Genomic DNA, 16,306 nt, shown 5'->3' with positions numbered 1-16,306 from the left:
TTTATCCATAAATGATATTAATAGGTGAAAAATGTTGACATACTGTTTTAAATAGGGTATGCTTTAAGAGTGGATACTAAATTAGCTTGGTTTTAGACTTTTTCGGATTAAAATGTATATAAAAGATACATATTTCTTGTAAATTATAAAGTTAGGCTATTATTTAAATAATATATGTTTCAGAGGGAGGCACGATGCAAGATTTACTAAAAATTTTAATTGAAAACAACCGTCATCATACTAAGAATGGAAAAGTAGCATCATATATTCCAGAATTAGATAAAGCAAGAAAGGAAGCTTTAGGAATTTATGTTATGACAGTTGATGGTATGGAATATAAAGCAGGAGATTATGAAGAAAAATTCACTATTCAAAGTATTTCTAAAATAGTTTCATTAATGCTAGCTATACTAGATAATGGAGAAGATTATGTTTTTTCAAAAGTAGGAATGGAACCTACAGGGGATGCATTTAATTCTATTAAGAAATTAGAAACATCAACAGTAAAAAAACCCTATAACCCTTTAATAAATGCAGGGGCTATAGTGATTAGTTCAATGATAAAAGGAAGAGATGCTAGAGACAAGTTTAACAGATTATTAAATTTTATAAGAAAAATAGCTGAGGATGATACTTTAGATGTTAATTATAAAATATATTGCGGAGAATCTGATACAGGAAATAGAAATAGAGCAATGGCATATTTTATGAAAGGTGAAGGAGTTATAGAAGGAAATGTTGAAGATGCTTTAGATGTTTATTTTAAACAATGTTCAATAGAAGTAACTGCTAAAACTTTAAGTAAAATTGCATTATTTATAGCAAACAATGGAAAATTAAGCACAGGAGAAGAAATAATTACTCCTAGAATAGCAACAATAGTAAAAACACTTATGGTAACTTGTGGAATGTATGATAGTTCAGGAGAATTTGCTCTTAGAGTTGGAATACCTTCAAAAAGTGGTGTAGGAGGAGGAATACTTTCAGTGGTTCCAGGAAAAATGGGAATAGGGGTATTTGGACCTTCACTTGATCATAAAGGAAATTCAATAGCAGGGGTTGCATTACTTGAATATTTATCTAAGGAGCTAGATTTAACAATATTCTAATAATAAATTTTTTACACAAATATATATATAACAAGAAATTAAAGGGGGAATTACATGAATTTTTTAGGGAGTTTTGTGGGGACGATTAATACATACTTATGGTCTTATATTTTAATAGCGTTACTATTATTAGCAGGTGGATTTTTTACTCTTAAAACAGGATTTATTCAAATTAGAATGATAAAAGAAATGTTTAGAGTTTTAAGCAGTGGTTCAAATGATGAAAAAGGCGGAGTTTCTTCTTTCCAAGCTTTTTGTATCTCAATAGCATCAAGTGTTGGTACAGGTAACTTAGCAGGAGTTGCAATAGCTATTGCAATAGGTGGACCTGGAGCAGTTTTCTGGATGTGGGTTGTTGCTTTAATAGGAGCTAGTTCAAGTTTAGTTGAGTGTACTTTAGCTCAAGTATTTAAAATTAAAGAAGGAGACCACTTTAGAGGGGGACCTGCTTACTACATGGAAAAAGCTTTAGGAAAAAGATGGATGGGAGTTACTTTCTCAATCTTAATTTCAATTACTTACGGATTAATATTTAACTCAGTTCAAGCTAATACTATTTCATTTGCATTTGAAAAAGCATTTAATATTAGTAGAGTTCATGTTGGATTAGTTTTAACAGCAGCAACAGCAATTATCATTTTTGGTGGAGTTAAAAGAATAGCTCGTGTTTCTGAAATATTAGTACCAGTTATGGCAGTTGCTTATATTATAGTTGCTTTATTCATAATAGGAAAAAATATTACAATGATTCCTTCAATATTAAAGATGATTGTAACTAGTGCTTTTGGACTAAAACAAGCAGCAGGTGGATTATTTGGAGTTGTAATAATGCAAGGTATAAAAAGAGGATTATTCTCTAACGAAGCTGGAATGGGTAGTGCTCCAAATGCAGCAGCAGCACCAAATGTTTCACATCCAGTTAAGCAAGGACTTATTCATGCTCTTGGAATATTTACAGATACAATTGTAATATGTTCTGCTACAGCTTTCATAATATTAATTTCAGGATTCTATAATAATGGAAATGCTAACGGAATTCAATTAACTCAAGATTCAATAGTAGCACAAGTTGGGTCATGGGGAGCTATCTTTATAGCAGTTTGTATTCTAATGTTTGCCTTCTCTTCAGTAATAGGAAATTACTATTATGGTGAAACAAATATTGAATTTATAAATTCTGATAATAAAGGTTGGTTAATGGCTTACAGAGTATTAGTTGTTGGAATGGTTATGTTTGGTTGTGTTGCTAAAATTCAAATTGTTTGGGATCTTGCAGATTTATTCATGGGATTAATGGCAATAATGAACTTAGTTACTATCTTATTACTTTCTAAAATTGCTTTCGCTGTAATAAAAGATTACCAAGAACAAAAGAAACAAGGTTTAGATCCTGTATTCAAAGCAAGTTCAATCCCTGGATTAAAACATGCTGAATGTTGGGAAGATTAATAGATAATAAAGATTTTATCTTGATTAGATAGAGAGATATATTACCCTAAAAAAAGGATTGCGTAAGCAATCCTTTTTACTATATTATTTTTCATTTTTATTTAAGCAGTAATCAATGATTTCTCTAGAGATACTTCCATAAGGAGGAATATTTGGAACATTGTCCTTTGAGAACCAATTTCCTTTTTCAATTTCTATTCCATCAGGATCAATTTCACCGCTTTCATATTCAGCAGTAAATCCAAACATCATAGAACTAGGAAAAGGCCAAGATTGAGAACCAAAATATTTAATGTTTTTAACATTAATGTTGACCTCTTCTTTTATTTCTCTTCTAACTGCATCTTCAAGAGTTTCCCCTAATTCTACAAAGCCAGCAAGGATACTATATCTATCCTTTAAAAAATTAGTATTGTGAGCAAGAAGCAATTTATCTCCTTTAGTTATTCCCACAATAATAGCACAAGCTATTTCAGGAAATAATAGTTTTTTACATTTAGGACAAACTTTTGATTTATCTTCATTCATTGGAGGTAATTTTTCTCCACAAATTCCGCAATATCTATGAGTTCTATCCCAATTTAAAATAGCCTTAGCTTGAATCACTCTAGAATAAACTTCGTTTTTATGAAAACGTCTACATTTTTTAATATCTTCAAATTTAAAGCCCTCAGGGATATCATATTTTTCATCTACTTCAACTAAATATCCAGCTTTTTTATCGTTTAGTTTAAATGGTTTAAACTCAAAATCTTGATCAATTGTAAATTCTTTTTCTGAAGGAACAATAAGTTCATTTTCATCATCCTTTCTAAGTATTTTATCTCCTGCATATATATATAATTCCATAGTACAACCCTTCCTTTATATAATAATCTTATAAAAAAATTATATCATAATAGAAGAATAAAAAAAACCGCTATATAAAATATAGCGGTTTTTTAGGGTAAGTTTTTTAGGCAATTTTAGTATTTTAATTTTGGGAAATATTTAGTATGTAATAATTCATGAGCTTTTCTACTCATTGGGTGGTCTAAGTAATCTCTATAAATAGCTTTAACAGATTCATTTTCATGAGATCTTCTAATTACTTTGGCCTTATCAATACTATTTAACCCTTCAGCTCTTTTTTTAAGAACTTCCATTTTCTTTCTGGCTTTTGGTTGTCCACCTCCACCAATACATCCACCTTTACATGCCATGATTTCAATAGCGTGGAAGAATTCTTCTCCAGCTCTTATTTTATCTAGCATTTTAGCGGCTTCTTCTAATCCGTGGGCAATACCTACTCTAAGCTCAACATGTCCAAGCTTAACTTCAGCAGTTCTGAATCCTTCCCATCCTCTAAGTTCGTGGAATTCTATATCATCTAATCTTTTACCGGTAATCATCTCAACGGTTGTTCTTGTTGTTGCTTCGATAACTCCTCCAGTTCTTCCAAAGATGATTCCAGCTCCTGAATATTCTCCTAATGGATCATCGAATTCTTCATCTTCCATATCATTTAAATCTATATTTGACTGTTTAAAGATTTTTATTAACTCTCTTGTTGTGATAACAAAATCTGTGTCATAGTTATCTCCTCTAGAAAATTCATCTCTTGAAGCTTCATATTTTTTAGCTAAACAAGGCATTATAGCAACTACAGAAACTTGTTCTCTAGTTAAACCTAAATTTTTAGCCCATAAATCCTTTGTTACAGTTGAGAAAATTTCCATAGGTGATTTTACAGATGATGGAACATCTAGCATATCAGGATAACTTTGCTCAAAGAATTTAATCCATGCAGGACAACAAGAAGTTAGAATTGGAAGTTTAACTTCTTCTCCATTATAGAATTTTTCTAATCTGTGTTGGAATTCAGTAGCTTCTTCCATTATAGTAAGATCAGCTGCCCAACTTGTATCGAATACATAGTCAACACCTATTTTCTTAAGTGCAGCAACTAATTTTCTTTCTAAGTTTTCTCCAGGTTCATAACCAAAAGCTTCACCAATGGCAACTCTTACAGCTGGAGCTATTTGTGCAACTACAACCTTATTAGGTGTAGCAATATGTCTTAATAATTGAATTGTATGATCTCCTTCGAAAATTGCACCAACTGGACAAGCAACAACACATTGACCACAGTGAGTACATTTATCATTATCAATTCTATGTTTTTTCTTTAATTCTCCAGAAATACAGTTAACTGGACAAACTCTCGCACAAGCTGTACAACCAATACATTTACTTGTGATTTTAAATTTTAAAAGTTGGATACATTGTCCAGCTGGGCAAGTTCCTCTTTCTATATGACTTTTATATTCATCATAAAATTTATCAATTGATTCAAGAACTAAATTACTTTCTTGATTTAAAGTATGCTTGATAGCTTCTGAAAGTTGTCTTAATAGGAAAACATCTCTCATGTTTGCTTTACCCATTGAGATTCTTTCTAAAACTCTCCAAGTTCTTTCTATTTCATATTGAACTCTAGAATATCCTAAATATCCTCTTTGTTGCATTTTACCTAATAAAAACTCAATATAGAATTTAGAAAAAGATATAATACAGTCTTCTTCTGATAATATTATAATACTTCTATTGTTGTTTTTACTAAATAATTTGTTATCTATTGGAGTATTTAAAAACTCTTCAGTAATGAAACCTCCAAATGGTAGCCCAAATTGAGCTGCTTTGAATTTTTTCTTACCTGATATACCCCCAGCTAAATCAATTACATCCTTTAGAGAGAAACCATCTGATATCTCGTAAACCCCGGGATTAACTACTCTTCCTGAAATAGCAATAGCATTATCTCCCTTTTTAATAGCTGCTTTTAATTCTTTTTCAGCTGTAGAAGAAAACACAGAACCTACAGAACTCTGTATGATAACTTGTTTATTACCGCTAAAAAGATTATTTTCAAACATTACTTCCTCCTAAATTTTAAACTAAATTTTAAAAAATTAATAAACCATATCCATATTTCCTATTATACTATGAAAATTGAAAAAGATAAACATAAAAATTTAAATATTACTTAACAGATGAAAAACTATTCTTTAAAAAGGTAAAAAGTTAACAGTTTTAACATATATAATTTTAATAATTAAAGCTTCTTTGTTTTAATGTTTGATGTACAAGAATTTATGAGGATTTAAGTTAAAAGAAAACAAAAAATATAAAAAAAATTTCTTGTGAAAAAGAGGGGTATTTGATTAAAAATTTATCAAGTATGAATTAAAAATATTAATTTATAGTGAACAAATTAAAATCTTATTAAAAATACGTTGCTTTTTTTAAAAATTGGTAAAAAAATGCTATAATTTTATTTTTAAATTCATGATATAATTATACTATACTGTAGTTAGGAGGAATAATGAATAAAAATATATTTATAGAAAAACTTTTTAAAAAAGCTAAAGAACTTAAGATAGAGGAATTTGAAGTTTACTATATGTCTGGTGAAAATACTACTGTTAAAGTTTTTGATAGTAAGATTGATTCTTTCTCAGATAATACCAATCAAGGAATTTCTTTTAGAGGAAAGTTTCAGGATAAAATGGGTTATTCATATAGTGAAAGTTTTGAAGAAGAAGATATAATGTTTTTAATTAATGAAGCTAAGGAAAATGCTTCTATAATAGAAAATACAGATGAACAAATAATATTCGGTGAAAAATGTGAATATAAAGAGACAGAAACTTATAGTAAAGAATTAGAAGATATTACTGTTGATGATATGAAAGATTTTTTATTTAAAATGGAAAGTTATGTTAAATCTTTGGATAAGAGAATAAAGAATATAAATAACTGCACATTTGTAATAGGAAAAGGTGAAAGAGTTATAAAAAATTCAAAGGGAATTGATTTAAGAGATGAGGGAAATTTTGCCTATACAGTTCTTTCAATTTCTGTTATGGAAAAAGATAAAATTAAAACAGCCTATGATTTTAAAATTGGTAAAAGATTTTCTGACTTTGATTATAAGAAACTTGGAGATGAAGTTGTAAAAAAAGCAATTTCAAAATTAGATGTAATTAATGTATCTTTAGATAATGATTTATGTGTTGTAGAAAACTTAACTTTTGCTTCTTTACTAGGAAGCATGCTTGGAAATTTTTATGCTGAATCTGTTCAAAAGGGAATATCAAAATTAAAAGGAAAATTAAATGAAGTTATTGCAAATGAAAATATAACCTTAATAGATGATCCATTTTTAAAAGATGGGTATTCTAATTCATCTTTTGATGCAGAGGGAGTACCTACTGAATATAAAGAAATAATAAAGGACGGAGTATTAAAAACTTATTTATATAATTTAAAAACTGCTAAAAAAGACGGAGTAAAATCCACAGGAAATGCCAGTAAAGGTGGTTATAAAGGGACTATAGGAACATCATGCTATAATCTTTATTTGAAAAATGGTGAAACTTCTCTTGAAGATTTATTTAAAGAGATTGGAAACGGAGTTTATATAACTAGTTTTGCAGGATTACATTCAGGATTAAATTCTATATCAGGTGATTTTTCATTAGCAGGAGAAGGTTTTTATATTAAAGATGGAAAGTTAGATAAAGGTTTAAATCAAATAACAATAGCTGGAAACTTTTATGAACTATTAAATAATATTAAAAAATTAGGAAATGACTTTAAATTTGATTCTTCTGGAATTGGTTGTCCTTCTCTTTTAATAAAAGGTTTAAATATTGAAAGTGATTAGAAAATAAATTATATTAAAAAAGGAGCTGTTTTACAGCCCCTTTTTTAATAATAAGTTTAAGGTTAAGAATTATTAATCTCCTGGAGAAATTGCATCTACAGGACAAGTTTCTACACAAGCTCCACAATTAATACAAGTGTCACTTATTCTATATTTCCCTTCTTCAGTAGGCGCAATTGCGTCCACAGGGCATACACCAGCACAAGCTCCACATCCAATACATTCACTTTCATTGATTACATGCATAAACATCCCTCCTAAACTTAATAAATAAATATAAAATCACTAATTCATGGTGAGTTAGTTTCTAATTATTAAAGAATATTTTCATATCTTCTTCAACAGTTCCTATTCCAGCAATTTTAAAGTTTTCAATTAAAACATTGGCAACATTTGGTGATAAAAATGCAGGTAGTGTTGGTCCTAAATGAATATTCTTAACTCCTAAGTAAAGTAAAGCAAGTAATACGATTACAGCTTTTTGTTCATACCAAGCTATGTTATATATGATTGGTAATTCATTAATATCTTCTAATCCAAAGACTTCTTTTAATTTTAAAGCAATTACAGCTAGAGAATAAGAGTCATTACATTGTCCTGCATCTAGAACTCTAGGAATTCCTCCAATATCTCCTAAATCTAATTTATTATATCTATATTTAGCGCAACCAGCAGTTAAGATAATAGTATCTTTAGGAAGAGCTTTTGCAAATTCAGTATAATAATCTCTACCTTTTTGTCTTCCATCACAACCAGCCATAACTACAAATTTCTTAATAGCTCCTGATTTCACAGCTTCTACAACTTTATCAGCAAGAGCAATAACTTGATTATGCGCAAAACCTCCTACAATTTTTCCAGTTTCTATTTCTTTTGGAGGAGGACAATTTTTAGCCATTTCAATTATTTCAGAAAAATCTTTAATTTCTCCGACTTCTCCAGGAATATGTTTACATCCAGGGAACCCAGCAGAACCTGTTGTAAATATTTTATCTTTATATGAATCCTTAGGAGGAACAATACAGTTTGTTGTCATAAGGATAGGACCATTAAATGATTCAAACTCTTCTTTTTGTTTCCACCAAGCGTTTCCATAGTTTCCAACAAAATTATCATATTTTTTAAATTTTGGATAGTAATGAGCAGGTAACATCTCAGAGTGAGTATAGATATCTACTCCAGTTCCTTTTGTTTGTTCAAATAACATTTCTAAATCTCTTAAATCATGTCCAGATACAAGTATTCCAGGATTTTTTCTAACCCCTATATTAACTTCAGTTATTTCAGGATTTCCATATGTACCAGTATTAGCTTTATCAAGTAAAGCCATAGCTTCTACCCCGTATTTTCCTGTTTCTAAAGTTAAATTAACAAGATCAGCGACAACTAAATTATCATCTAAAGTTTTTGCTAAAGCACTTTGAATAAAGGTATCAAGTTCTTCATTATTTTCAAGTAAAACATCAGCATGTTTAGCATAAGCTGAGATTCCTTTTAATCCATAAGTAATTAGTTCTCTAAGACTTCTAATATCTTCATTTTCAGTTGCAAGTACTCCAACTCCTTCATGGAAAATTTCAAAATTCTCTCTTTTATCATTAAATAAAGCAGCTTTTGAAAGTCCAGTCTTATCCTTTAATTTTTTAATTAATTCATCTCTTAAAGCGATAGTTTTTTCTATTCGATCCTTTAGGGCCTCTTCGTCAAAATTTGCGTTGGTGATAGTTGTAAAAAGATTAAGAGTTACTAAACGATTGGTTTCCTTTGAAATTTTTTCTCCCTCAGCTCTTAGTCTAGTTGTTACTTCAGAAAGTCCCTTTGTAGTGTAAATTAATAAATCTTGAATTCTAGCTACCGTGTCATTTTTACCACACACACCTCTAACAGTACATCCAGTGTTTCTTGCAGTTTCTTGACATTGCCAACAAAACATTTTTTCTTCCATTAATTCCCTCCTATCAATCTTACTTTAACCAAAAAAAATACCCTATAACCTTTTGACTTTTAGAATATATATTTAGTTTAAAAAAATGTAATCTTTATTTAAAATAAAAGGTTTTAAGGTATTTAGTTTTTTTGCTTTAACCCTCATAAAGAAATAGATGGAGTTGTTTTTTTCAGAGCTAAAATTTTTAAAGTTTCAAATAATTTTTTTGGTTCAATTGGTTTAGATAAATGAATATTCATTCCTACTTCTAATGATTTTTGAATGTCTTTTTCATAAGAATTTGCAGATAAAGCTATTATAGGAATATGTTTATTAAATTTTCTAATTTCTTTACTGGCTTCTAGTCCGTCCATTATAGGCATTTTAATATCCATGATTATTAAATCATATTTTTTAGATTTAACTTTATTTAAACCAATTAGGCCATTTTCAGCAATATCAACATTATGTCCCTTTGAACTTAAAAGTTTGTGTATAATTTTAAAGTTTATTTCATTATCTTCGCAAACTAATATTTTAAGAGAAGTATCATAATTTTTAGAGCCTTCACTTTTATATTTATCTGGTATCTTTAGATTTTCTATTTCTTTAATTAGTTCAACTGGTATTTTAGAAATAGAAGTAATTTTTTCTTCATTTGAATCAGTACATATAATTGTATATTCTAAAGAGTATTTATTTGAATCTAATTTTAATAAATTAATATCTAAAATCAGATTTTGATTTATTTCACTGTACTTAATAGCATTGTTTAAACTGTTTATAATTAATTGACTGATTCTCGTTTTGTTACAAAATATTTTTTCATCTTTTTTTTGAAATTTTTCAAGATTGGTGATAAGGTTAATTTTTTTAGATTTAGCTTTAGGAGTTGTAATAGTTAAAATGTTAAGAAATATTTCTTTTAAGCTAATTATTTCTTTTTTTAAAACATGAGTTTTGGTATTTTCTTTTTCTAGATTCTCATTTAAAATTTTAAGCAAATAATTACCACTAGTGTAAATTTGCTTAAAGTATGTTGCTTCTTTTTCATTTTTACTTTCATCCATTCCAAATTTTGCATAATTGATAACAGCGTTCATTGGAGTTCTCATATTATGACTCATATTTGAAAAGAAATTATTTCTAACCTTGGCAAGAGTTTTAGCTTCACGAATAAATCTCATTACAGAATTATTTAAATATTCTTTACTTTTACAAGGATAAATAAAAGAAACTAAAAATTGTTTGTTATTAATTATAGTTGGTAAGCTTTGAACATCCATGAGGATAATCTTACCACTTGAAGTAATATGTGGAAAATGGAAGTAATTTTTATTTTTACTCCTAGCATTTTCCATTTCTTCTTTTATTTTTTTAGGATTAAATTTATTTAAATCCATGATGTTCATAGTATTTAATTTTTCAAGGGGATATTCATAAACTTCAGCTGCTTTATTATTTGCAGCAATGATTTTTCCATCTTCAGGATCAATTAGAAGAATTATAATAGGATAATTCATAAATGCTTCTTTAAAAATCATATTTTCACCTCTTTTATTTAAATAGATTTCTAAAATATAGATCTATTTTGTTTTGTCTTTCATCAGAATAAATTTTAATTTGTTCTTTTACAAGTTTTTCAACATATTTAGTTTCTAAATCATTTTCAGGATAATAAATAGGTATTTCTTTTAAAGGAGTTGCATAAAACTCAAGATTGTAACCCTTTGATTTACCATTTAATTTATACCATTTATAGAAAATATTAGAATTTAAATATCCTAGAACATAAAAAATGTTTAAAGACTTTTCCTTTGGAGTAAGATAATAAATATCAGCACTTCCATAAAAAGCTTTATTTGAGTAAGCAAATAAATTAGTCTTACATCTTTGTCTAACTATTATCTTTTCATCTAAGAATATATGCTCTTTTCTAGCCCATTGAAGTTCATACCAACTTATTCTACCAGTTTTAACTTCTCTTCTTTTTTCTAGTTTTTCTCGGTAATTAAGAAGGTGACTTCTAAGATAACTATCAATTTTTTTATCACTATCAATATAAAGTACCCAATATTTATTTTCTTCGTTATATGAATATTTTAAAATATCTTTATTTTTATATAAAGGTTTTAAATAATCTTTAAATCTTTCGTCATATTCTTTTAAAACAAAAGCTTTATCACAGCCAGAAATAATACCTTGATTAATAGAAAAAAGTTCTTTTAATTTATAATTTGATTTACCATAAATTCTTTTATTAAATTTTAAATCATTTTCTTTTATTAATCTAATTCTTCCAGTAGGACTATATAAATCTTTTTCATTCATTATAAAATCAACATTTTCTAAAGTGACAGTAACTTTAAATTCTTCGTGATTATAAATAAACTCATCAGTGATTTTCTTCCACAAAAATATAATATTATGTTGTCCAGGAGCTTCTTCAAATACAGACATATTGAAGTTATTAATTTCAAGAAATTTTCCTTTTTTACGAAGATAATATCTGAGGGTTTTACCACTGTCTGCCTTTAGCCAATAGTTAGTAGTAATATATGAAAGGATTCCATTTGGTTTTAATATTTCAATTGCTTTTTCTATGAAAAAATAAAAGTAATCCATTCTAGATTCATAGTATTTTTCTCCAAAATCAGTGCCTTTAATTTTATCAAATAGTTCCTTATTATTTTTTTCTCCAATATAAGGAGGATTACCAAGAACGATATCATATTTTCCATGATTTTCTATTAACAATCCATCACTATTTTCAAATGAAGTATGACCATTTAAGCCGTAATGCTTAAGTATTTTTTGTATATTATTATCATATTTTTCTCCAGCATTTTTATCTAAATCATAGCCTTTTAACCATTTAGGATTGTATGAATATTTTCCATTAATCTCGTAAGATAATTGAATTAATTTTTCTAGCATGAGGCAAAGTAAGTTTCCTGTGCCACAAGATAAATCTACGACCCTTAATTTGTCTAATTTTTTCTTTGTGTATACATCTTGAAAATAATTTTTTAAAGCTGAATTAATTATAATTTCAGCATACTTAGAAGGTGTATAAACTTTGTAATTGTTTTTTCCCATTTAAAATACCTCTAATTTCTTTTTATAGATAGGATAAGCCCATAAAGATAAATAAATAAGTGAGAATATAACTAACTTAATAATAATGTTATCTATATAGAAACTTCCTAAAATACTAATTATAGTAGCTGCTAAGACTTTTATTTTAAACTTAAATAATGGTTTACAATTTAACTTAATATATTTTTTTCTAAAATAATAGAATAATAAACCAAAATTACACATAGCAGCAATTGAAGTTGATAATGCAAGACCTTTATATTTTAAAGGACCAATCAACAATGCGTTTAATATAATATTAACAATTATAGAAATAACTGAGAATTTAACAGGATCTTTACTGTTTTTCATTCCATAAAAAGATCTAGTTAATAGATGTATTGCCGTATAAAAATATAGTCCTAACGAATAGAAAAGTAGAGCGCTACCTGTTACATTTATAGCTTCACTTCCAAACTTCCCATATCCAAATAATAAAGTAACAACTTCCTTTGAATAAAAACAAAATACTCCCATAGAAGGAATAACAAAGAACATTAAAATATTTAATCCCTTTAATATATTATCTTCCACAGCTTTAAAATCATTATTAACTATTTTTTTTGAAAGAGTTGGATAAATAACAGTTGAGATTGATATTCCAAAAACCCCAATAGGTAAAGAATATAATCTAGTTGCGTTTTCTAAGGCTGAAACTCCTCCACTTTGTAAATAAGATGCAAAGAATTGGTCAACCATTGTATTTATCTGTCTTGCAAATATTCCAACTAACATTGGAAGAATTAAGAATAATAATTTTTTTAAATATTCATCTTTAAATATTATCTTAAATTCATATCCTCTAACTTTTTTTAAAAAAGTAGGAAGAAGAATTAATAACTGTATTGCCCCACCTAATAAAATACCATAAGCCATGGCCTGTATACCATATTTTCTACCAAATAAAATAGCAGACCCTAGTATTGCTAAATTAAAAAATATAGATGTTGATGCAGGTAATGCAAAGCATTTAAAATTATTTAATATTGCTCCAATCATACCAGCTAGGGCTATAAATATAAAATAAGATGACATTATTCTAAGTAAATAAGATGCTATCATTTGAGTTTCATAAGAGAATCCTCCAACAATAAAACCTATTATTTCCTTAGAAAATATAGCTGTACAAAGGGCAACAATAATAGAAAAGATTAGAACGATATTCATAATTGAAAATATAAATTTTCTTCCCTCTTCTTCCCCTTGAACTTTAACCTTTTCATTATATAGGGGAATGAAAGATGTTCCAAGAGCTCCCTCCCCAAGTAGTTGCCTAAAAAAATTACTTATTTTAAAGGCACTAAAAAAAGCATCTGTACTTGCAGATGCTCCAAAATAATATGCTATAACAACACTTCTAGCAAGTCCTAACACACGACTAACTAAAGTTATTATCATCATAAAAAATCCACTCTTAAACATACATCCTCCAAGACCACAGGTCTAAAATCTTTTTATAAATATAGTTTCTTCTATTGAAATTATATCAATTACTCCTTCTTTATAAAAATCAAGTAATGCCAGGAAAATATATACTAAATGCATTCTACTTTCTGAAATCTCAAATAAAGTTTCTAAGGATTTCTCTTCTTCGTAGATGCTTATAAGTATTTTTTCCTTTTCATCTTCTATGGAATATGTTTTTTCATATTTTATCTCAATAAATTCTTTCTCTTGCTTATCAATAAATTTTTTATAAGTTTTATATACATCCTCAAGGGTAAGCTTATTTAAATCATATTCCTTAGATTCAACTTTTTTAATTTGTTTTCCATCTTTTTTGGAATAAGAAATATTAAATTCATTTTCAATTTTTCTTACTTCAGTAGTAACTTGTTTAAATAATTTATATTCTTCTAGTTTTCTCTTAAGTTCTTTTTCAGAATCTTTTTCCTTATCAATACTAAGGATTGATTTTGCTTTAATTTCTAAAAGCTCAGTTGCCATAATTAAAAATTCAACTTTAATATCTAAGGATTGATTCTTAAGATCTTCCATTATCTCTAGATATTCATCTATAATTTGAGAAATTTTAACCTCTGAAATTTTAACTTTCTTTTTCTCTATTAAATAAATTAAAAGTTCCAGTGGCCCTTCAAAATTATCTAATTTGAAAACTATTTCATCTTTATTTTCCTTTGATTTCTCTCCATCTTTTAACATCATTTCCAATTCCTTTTATTAAGTCTTCTATAGAGTCAAACTTCTTTTCATCACGTAAATGTTTTTCTAAATCAACATATATTCTTTTTCCATATAAGTCTCCTTGGAAATCAAGAATATGAACTTCAACACTTAGTTCACCAGGCTTTAAAGTTGGATTTTGTCCTATATTAATAACAGCTATATGGACATTATCATCTCCTTCAATTGTAACAGTTCCACCATATATTCCAAATGGAGGATAAATTTTATTCATTATTTTAAGATTAGCAGTTGGGTATCCTAACATTCTTCCAAGTTTCTTACCATGTTCAACAATACCAGAAATTAAAAGAGGTCTTCCTAGGAAAAGATTAGCTTTTTCCATCTTACCTTCAAGTATAAGTTTTCTAATAACAGTTGAACTAAGAACCTTCCCTCTACATTCAACAGGGGGAATAATATTTATTTTTAAATCTTTGCATCTAGTATACTCTTGTAAAAACTCAGTGTTTCCTTTTCCCTTTTGACCAAAAGTATAGTTAAATCCAACAAAAATTTCTTTAGCTCCTAATTTTTCAAGTAATATTTTGTCAATAAAATCTTCCTTGGTGATATTTGCAAAATCATCATCAAAGGTTTGTAAAACAACATAGTCAACACCGATTTCCTCTAAAATAAATAATTTTTCCTTAGTAGTGTTAATCATTTTAGGTTTCTTATCTGGAAAAATTACTTCCAAGGGATGATTTAAAAAAGTGTAAACAACAGAAATACCGTTATTTTCTCTAGCTTTATCAACAGCTCCTTGTATAAGTTCTCTATGTCCCCTATGAATACCATCAAAAGTTCCAAGGGCAACATAACTATTATTTAATTTTTCATCGCATTTTAATATATCTTTTATTACCTTCATGTAAAAATTTTACTCCTTTTCAGTTTCTTTTAGTAGTTCATTGTAAATTGTTTCAATACGTCTGAACCTGTTTCTGATACCTGATTTTGATATTCCAATCATTTGTGCTAATTCTTGTAAAGAAGCCTCAGGATTTTCAAGTCTTAAGAAAGCTACTTCCTCAAGTACAGGAGTTAAGTTGTTAAGTCCTAAGTTTGCTCCAATATAATTAACCATTCTTATTTGTTTTAAACCAGTATTTAAGGATTTTGTTTCATTTGCAACTTCCCAATTCATTTCTCTAATTGTTTTGTTTTTTAAATCCTTCATCATGGTAGTTTCTTCATATTTATAAAATTCTTTAATAGCTCCAAGCATAACAAGTACATCTAGGATATCTTCAGAATTTCTAAAATAAACAAGTTTCTTTTTTCTTTTATCTGTTATAAATACTTTTTTATGTAATTTTTCAAAAACTCTAAATAATTCTTCAGCAATTTCTATATTATCAATAAAGAAATCAAGAGCGTATTCCTTTTCAGGAGATTTAATATATCCAGTCATAAGAAACAGTCCTCTTATGAAACCAACTCTTTTTTCTTCATCTTCTATAAGCTTATCTTCATTACAAGTTTCAAGTATATTCAAAAGATCTTTAAAACCATTTTGCTTTTCAATTGTAATGACATATGTTTTATGTTCTCCAAAATGCATACTTACAAGGTATTTAACGTTTATTTTTAAATTTGTAACTTCCTTTAAAATTCTGTAAACTCTGTTAGCAAGTTCTATACTTTCTAATTTTAACTCTATTCTATCTTTAAGTATAGCATTTTTTACCTCTAAAATTCCACGTAATTCTGCTACTTTTTCTTTTGTTGTGTAATTAGACTTTTTAATTATCTCATTTTTAACTTTATAGGTATAGGACATTTGCA

General features: G+C 27.7%; 13 protein-coding genes. 3 read left to right on the top strand and 10 right to left on the bottom strand.

Features of this window, described 5'->3' with window-relative positions:
- Positions 1 to 194 precede the first annotated feature (194 nt).
- Positions 195 to 1,109 carry a glutaminase A gene (gene glsA, locus Q7K47_02560; protein ID MDP0506090.1) on the top strand — a complete coding sequence of 305 codons (915 nt, stop codon included), beginning with the start codon at positions 195 to 197 and terminating at the stop codon, positions 1,107 to 1,109.
- Between the two features lie 54 nt (positions 1,110 to 1,163).
- On the top strand, positions 1,164 to 2,558 hold the full coding sequence (locus Q7K47_02555) for an alanine/glycine:cation symporter family protein (protein ID MDP0506089.1): 1,395 nt from the start codon (positions 1,164 to 1,166) through the stop codon (positions 2,556 to 2,558).
- A gap of 84 nt (positions 2,559 to 2,642) precedes the next feature.
- Here Q7K47_02555 and nudC read toward each other — a convergent pair whose 3' ends face one another.
- Together nudC and Q7K47_02545 are read right to left on the bottom strand one after the other, a co-directional pair.
- Positions 2,643 to 3,407: an NAD(+) diphosphatase gene (nudC, locus tag Q7K47_02550; GenBank protein ID MDP0506088.1), complete on the bottom strand. Its 765-nt coding sequence runs from the start codon at positions 3,405 to 3,407 to the stop codon at positions 2,643 to 2,645.
- A 116-nt stretch (positions 3,408 to 3,523) separates the two neighbouring features.
- The gene (locus Q7K47_02545) at positions 3,524 to 5,473 is read right to left on the bottom strand and encodes a [FeFe] hydrogenase, group A (GenBank protein ID MDP0506087.1); all 1,950 of its coding nucleotides are present in this window, start codon (positions 5,471 to 5,473) and stop codon (positions 3,524 to 3,526) included.
- Positions 5,474 to 5,922: 449 nt separating this feature from the next.
- Here Q7K47_02545 and Q7K47_02540 point away from each other — a divergent pair, with 449 nt between their 5' ends.
- Positions 5,923 to 7,266 (top strand): TldD/PmbA family protein, encoded by a 1,344-nt coding sequence (locus Q7K47_02540; GenBank protein MDP0506086.1) that lies wholly within the window; start codon positions 5,923 to 5,925, stop codon positions 7,264 to 7,266.
- Between the two features lie 72 nt (positions 7,267 to 7,338).
- On the opposite strand, the gene Q7K47_02535 is transcribed toward Q7K47_02540, so the two are convergent.
- The 8 genes from Q7K47_02535 to whiA all read right to left on the bottom strand — a co-directional run bounded on the left by Q7K47_02535 (position 7,339) and on the right by whiA (position 16,301).
- Entirely contained in the window at positions 7,339 to 7,512 is a 174-nt protein-coding gene (locus Q7K47_02535; protein ID MDP0506085.1) for a 4Fe-4S binding protein, read from the bottom strand.
- 61 nt (positions 7,513 to 7,573) lie between these two features.
- Positions 7,574 to 9,211: a hydroxylamine reductase gene (gene hcp / locus Q7K47_02530; protein ID MDP0506084.1), complete on the bottom strand. Its 1,638-nt coding sequence runs from the start codon at positions 9,209 to 9,211 to the stop codon at positions 7,574 to 7,576.
- A 143-nt stretch (positions 9,212 to 9,354) separates the two neighbouring features.
- Positions 9,355 to 10,737: a response regulator gene (locus Q7K47_02525; GenBank protein MDP0506083.1), complete on the bottom strand. Its 1,383-nt coding sequence runs from the start codon at positions 10,735 to 10,737 to the stop codon at positions 9,355 to 9,357.
- A gap of 13 nt (positions 10,738 to 10,750) precedes the next feature.
- Complete coding sequence (locus Q7K47_02520; protein MDP0506082.1) at positions 10,751 to 12,292, bottom strand: TaqI-like C-terminal specificity domain-containing protein; 1,542 nt, start codon at positions 12,290 to 12,292, stop codon at positions 10,751 to 10,753.
- Positions 12,293 to 13,753, bottom strand: a complete 1,461-nt coding sequence (murJ, locus tag Q7K47_02515; GenBank protein ID MDP0506081.1) for a murein biosynthesis integral membrane protein MurJ — start codon at positions 13,751 to 13,753, stop codon at positions 12,293 to 12,295.
- 21 nt (positions 13,754 to 13,774) lie between these two features.
- Entirely contained in the window at positions 13,775 to 14,497 is a 723-nt protein-coding gene (locus tag Q7K47_02510; protein ID MDP0506080.1) for a ScpA family protein, read from the bottom strand.
- Positions 14,460 to 15,389, bottom strand: coding sequence for a bifunctional riboflavin kinase/FAD synthetase (locus Q7K47_02505; GenBank protein ID MDP0506079.1), 930 nt, complete (start codon positions 15,387 to 15,389; stop codon positions 14,460 to 14,462). The genes Q7K47_02510 and Q7K47_02505 overlap by 38 nt, the downstream gene beginning before the upstream one ends.
- A 9-nt stretch (positions 15,390 to 15,398) precedes the next feature.
- Entirely contained in the window at positions 15,399 to 16,301 is a 903-nt protein-coding gene (gene whiA, locus Q7K47_02500; protein ID MDP0506078.1) for a DNA-binding protein WhiA, read from the bottom strand.
- Positions 16,302 to 16,306: the final 5 nt, after the last annotated feature.

The organism is Fusobacterium sp. JB019 (assembly GCA_030673965.1).
Taxonomy (GTDB): Bacteria; Fusobacteriota; Fusobacteriia; order Fusobacteriales; family Fusobacteriaceae; genus Fusobacterium_B.
Note: the sequence above shows the minus strand (reverse complement) of the source record. Positions and strands in the feature narration are given on the sequence as shown.